Here is a 4,211-nt window from a genome sequence, read left to right on the forward strand (position 1 = left end):
GCCAGGACCGAGGTCGGGGCCACCACCATCGGGCGGGCGAACAGGGCGTGCGCGCTCAGCGGGACCATCAGCAGCGCCTCGACCTGCGGCCACACGACGGGACCGCCGGCGCTGAAGTTGTACGCGGTGGAACCGGTGGGGGTCGCGCAGACGACGCCGTCGCAGCCGAACCGGGACAGCGGCCGGCCGTCGACCTCGACGACGACCTCGAGCATCCGCTCGCGTGCGGCCTTCTCGACGCTGGCCTCGTTGAGGGCGAAGGTCTCGTAGACGACCTCCTTGCCCTGCAGGACCGACACGTCGACGGTGAGGCGTTCGTGGATGGTGTAGCGCCGCTCGACGATGGCGTCGATGGTGGTGGCGACGTCGTCCTCCTCGACCTCTGCGAGGAACCCGACGTGTCCCAGGTTGATGCCGAGGATCGGGGTGCCGCTGGCATGGGTGAACTCCGCCGCACGCAGGATCGACCCGTCCCCTCCTACCACGAGGGCGACCTCGCAGCCGGCACCGACGTCGCTGCCGGCGGGGACGCGCTCCACGTGCTGGGCGGCGGGGTCGACGTCGAGGGCGAGCGCCTCCTCGTCGATCATGCGTACGGTGACGCCGTGGCCGGTGAGCGCGTCCAGGCACTCGCGGGCCACCTTGCGCGCCTCGTCCCGGCCCGTGTGGGCGAGCAGCAGGATGCGTCGGGTGCTCTCAGCCATGGGTGGCCTCCTGGGAACCGCGCGTGACCTCGTCCATGACATCCTCCGGCGTCACGGTCGCCTCGCCGCGCCGCAGCAGGAGGAAGAACTCGACGTTGCCCGACGGGCCGGGCAACGGGCTCGTGGCGACGGCGCGGGCACCCCAGCCGAGAGCGGCGGCGCGGGCGGCCACGTCGTTGACGGTCTCGGCTCGGAGCGCCACGTCACGGACCACCCCGCCCTTGCCGACGCGGTCCTTGCCGACCTCGAACTGCGGCTTGACCATCAGGGCGAGGGCGCCGTCGGGTGCGGTGACCGAGATGAGCGGTTCCAGCACCAGGGCGAGCGAGATGAACGATAGGTCGCCGACGACGAGATCGACGGGCTCACCGACCAGGTCGAGGGTGAGCTCACGGATGTTGGTGCGGTCGTGGACCTCGACCCGCTCGTCACTCCGGATCGACCAGGCCAGCTGGCCGTACCCGACGTCGACGGCCAGGACCCTGGCCGCACCGCGACGGAGCAGCACGTCGGTGAAGCCGCCCGTCGACGCGCCGGCGTCGAGGCATCGCAGTCCCCGTGCGTCGAGACCGTGGGGAGCGAACGCGTCGAGCGCCCCGACAAGCTTGTGGCCGCCCCGGGAGACGAACTCGTCCTGGCCGGGTTCCTCCTTGACCACGACGGCAGCGTCGGTGGTGATGGCGGTCGCGGGCTTGACCGCACGCGCCCCACCGACCGTCACCCGACCGGCCGCGATGAGCTCGCTGGCGTGCTCCCTCGAGCGGGCCAGACCCCTGCGCACCAGCTCCGCGTCGAGCCGGAGCCTGCGAGGACCCGCCATCTCAGGCGTCCGCGGGTGCGTCGAGCGCGCGACGGAGGGCGTCGTGCGCCTGCTCGTACACGGCAGCGTGCTCGGCGACGGGAAGGTCGTCCAGTGGCTCGACGGCTCTGATCACGGCGTCAACGGAACTGACACCGGTCGTCACGGAGGGTGTCGGCTCAACGTCCGACACTGAGGTGTCGTCGGGGGTCTCGGCAGTCGCCACGAACGGTTCGTGCATGGTCCGAGGCTACCGTCCCGGACGGGTGAGGAACCCCGGCGGCACGCTGACGTCGCTCACGTCAGCCGTCTCCCCCGTCCGGTCCGTCCAGGTCCACGCCGCCGCGGCCGCGGCACGCAGCCAGTCCCCCTCGTCACCCTCACCGCTGATGCACAGGCGACCGTCCTCGACGGCCGCCCGCCACCCGTTGACAGTGGCCACGCCTGGCGCGGTCACCTCCGGGACGGCGTGGGCCTCGAGGAGCCCGCGCAGGTCCGCGGAGACGTACGTCGGACGCAGCTCGCCCCGGGCCCCGACGAGCTCGGTGAGCCCCGTCACTCCCGTCATCACCAGCAGCGATGCCACGCCGACCGCGTGGGCTCCGGCGATGTCGGTGTCGAGCCTGTCCCCGACCATGAGCGGGCGCTCACCTCGGGTGCGCGCAACGGTCTCGAGGAGCAACGGCGGAGACGGCTTGCCGGCGACCGTCGGTTCGACTCCCGCGAACGTGGAGATGAGGTGCACGAGCGTCCCGTGGCCGGGGGCGACCCCCAACGGAGTCGGGATCGTCGAGTCGGTGTTGGAGGCGACGTACGGCAGGCCGGCCCGCACCAGCACAGCGGCCTCCATGATCTCGGACCACCGCACGTCCGGCGCGTAACCGCTCATGAGGGCAACCGCCGCGTCCGGGTCGTGGGTCTCCACCAGCCCGGCTTCCTGGGCAGCGGACCGGAGTCCGTCCGCTCCCAGGAGGAGCACCTGGGCGCCGCGGCCGTATCGCTCGGCGACCAAGGAAGCCGCCGCCTGTGCCGAGGTCACGACGTCGTCGGTCTGGGCGTCGATCCCGAAGTCGCGCAGCTGCTCGGCCACCGCAGCGGCGCTCCGCGAGGCGTTGTTCGTCACGTACGCCACGTGCCCGCCCTCGGCCCGCAGGGCTGCGATGTGATCGGCGGCGCCGGGGACCGGCTGCGATCCGACCTTCACCACACCGTCGAGGTCGAACATGAACACGTCGTGGGTGTGCGCCAACGGCGTGGGTGATCCTTCAAGTACGCGTGCCACTACGTGTCCCTTCCCAGATGTCCACCTACGATGCACAGATGGAGTTCGCCTCGGTCGTCCCCGCCCACCTGGCGAAGCCTCTCTCCTTCGAGCCCTTCGACGCAGTCTTCCTGGCGGAGTCCCGCGTCGGCGACCCCCGCGCGGTACGCGCCATCGCCCGACCGTACCCGGACGTCACCGAGCGCCTCGAGGCGTGGGAGGCCGAACGGCTCATCACCCGGGCGGACCGCCCGGCTCTGTACGTGCACGAGTACGCCACCGGCGGACTCACCGTACGAGGACTGGTCGGTGCTCTTCGCTTGACGCACCGCGCCACAGCAACGGCCGAGCAGGGGCTCCTCCCCCACGAGCGGATCCATCCGGAGCAGGCCCAGGACCTGGCCGCCAAGATGTTCTCCATCGACGTCAACCCGGCGCCGATCCTGCTGTCCATGCACGGGAGCACCGCGTACAGGGACCTGTTGAGCGCGGTCACCACGACACCCCCGCTCGAGGCCTTCACGGACCGCAACGGGCAGCAGCACAGGGTGTGGCAGGTCCCGGCTGGCAGCGTCGAGCACGAGCTCCGCGCCGAGGTCGCCACGACCACGTGCATCGTCGCCGACGGGCACCACCGCTACGCCGCGTACCTCGCTCTCCAGCAGGCACACCCCGGCACCGGCTGGGACCTCGGCCTCGCGATGGTCGTCGACCAGTCGGACACGCCCTTCTTCCTCGGTCCCATCCACCGCACGCTGCGGGGAACGAGCCTTGACGAACTGGTCGACCGCGCCGAGCGACTGGGCGTACGCACCACCGCCGCGACTCGACAGGCCGCCGTCGACACGCTGCCGCACCGCCGCATCGTCGCGACCGACGGCAACCACTGGCTGAGCCTGGCGCCGCCGAACGACGACGGAACCCTTCTCGTCGAGTGGCTCCACAGCACCTTGGTACCCGACCTCTCCCCCGACGAGTTCGGCTACCACCACACGCTGGAGGACGCCCTGCGGTCGCTGGGCGAGTCCGGCAGCACGGCCCTGATCCTGCCTGCTCCGGCGTACGACGCCGTGGCTCGGGTCGTCGAGGCCGGCCACCTCCTTCCGGAGAAGGCGACCTCGTTCCAGCCCAAGCCGACGGTGGCCGTGATCATGCGCCCCGTGCTCCCCCGCTGACTGCCGCTCGTTCATGGCCCCATCCTCGCGGGTGGGATCGCCCGCCGACGGGCGCATCTCCCCGTGGTGGAGAGACTGGCCCATGCGGGCTAGTTGTGCGCGACTACTGGTCGGACCAGTGGGTGCCAGCTGGCGGGATCGGCAACTCCCGAATGGCCGAGCATCAGGCCGTGAAATCGTCAGGAGCGGAGCCACTGGGTGGCTCCGCTCCTGGTAAAAGATGTCCGGCGGCGTCCTACTCTCCCACAACCTCTCGATTGCAGTACCATCGG

5 protein-coding genes are annotated in these 4,211 nt (G+C 71.1%); 1 reads left to right on the top strand and 4 read right to left on the bottom strand.

All coding sequences use genetic code 11. The features are described from left to right. The 4 genes from ACI379_RS01240 to ACI379_RS01255 form a co-directional block, all read right to left on the bottom strand. Nucleotides 1-704 (bottom strand): NAD kinase (locus tag ACI379_RS01240; RefSeq protein ID WP_439790239.1); only part of this gene is annotated, 704 nt, incomplete at its 3' end. After that, nucleotides 697-1,524: a TlyA family RNA methyltransferase gene (locus ACI379_RS01245; protein WP_439790240.1), complete on the bottom strand. Its 828-nt coding sequence runs from the start codon at nucleotides 1,522-1,524 to the stop codon at nucleotides 697-699. The genes ACI379_RS01240 and ACI379_RS01245, both read right to left, overlap by 8 nt. A gap of 1 nt (nucleotide 1,525) precedes the next feature. After that, entirely contained in the window at nucleotides 1,526-1,744 is a 219-nt protein-coding gene (locus ACI379_RS01250; protein ID WP_439790241.1) for a hypothetical protein, read from the bottom strand. A 9-nt stretch (nucleotides 1,745-1,753) separates the two neighbouring features. Next, the gene (locus ACI379_RS01255; RefSeq protein ID WP_439790242.1) at nucleotides 1,754-2,752 is read right to left on the bottom strand and encodes an HAD-IIA family hydrolase; all 999 of its coding nucleotides are present in this window, start codon (nucleotides 2,750-2,752) and stop codon (nucleotides 1,754-1,756) included. A 71-nt stretch (nucleotides 2,753-2,823) separates the two neighbouring features. Here ACI379_RS01255 and ACI379_RS01260 point away from each other — a divergent pair, with 71 nt between their 5' ends. Next, on the top strand, nucleotides 2,824-3,939 hold the full coding sequence (locus ACI379_RS01260) for a DUF1015 family protein (RefSeq protein ID WP_439790243.1): 1,116 nt from the start codon (nucleotides 2,824-2,826) through the stop codon (nucleotides 3,937-3,939). Nucleotides 3,940-4,211 lie beyond the last annotated feature (272 nt).

Origin of the sequence: Nocardioides sp., from assembly GCF_051876515.1 — a bacterium.
GTDB lineage: Bacteria > Actinomycetota > Actinomycetes > Propionibacteriales > Nocardioidaceae > Nocardioides.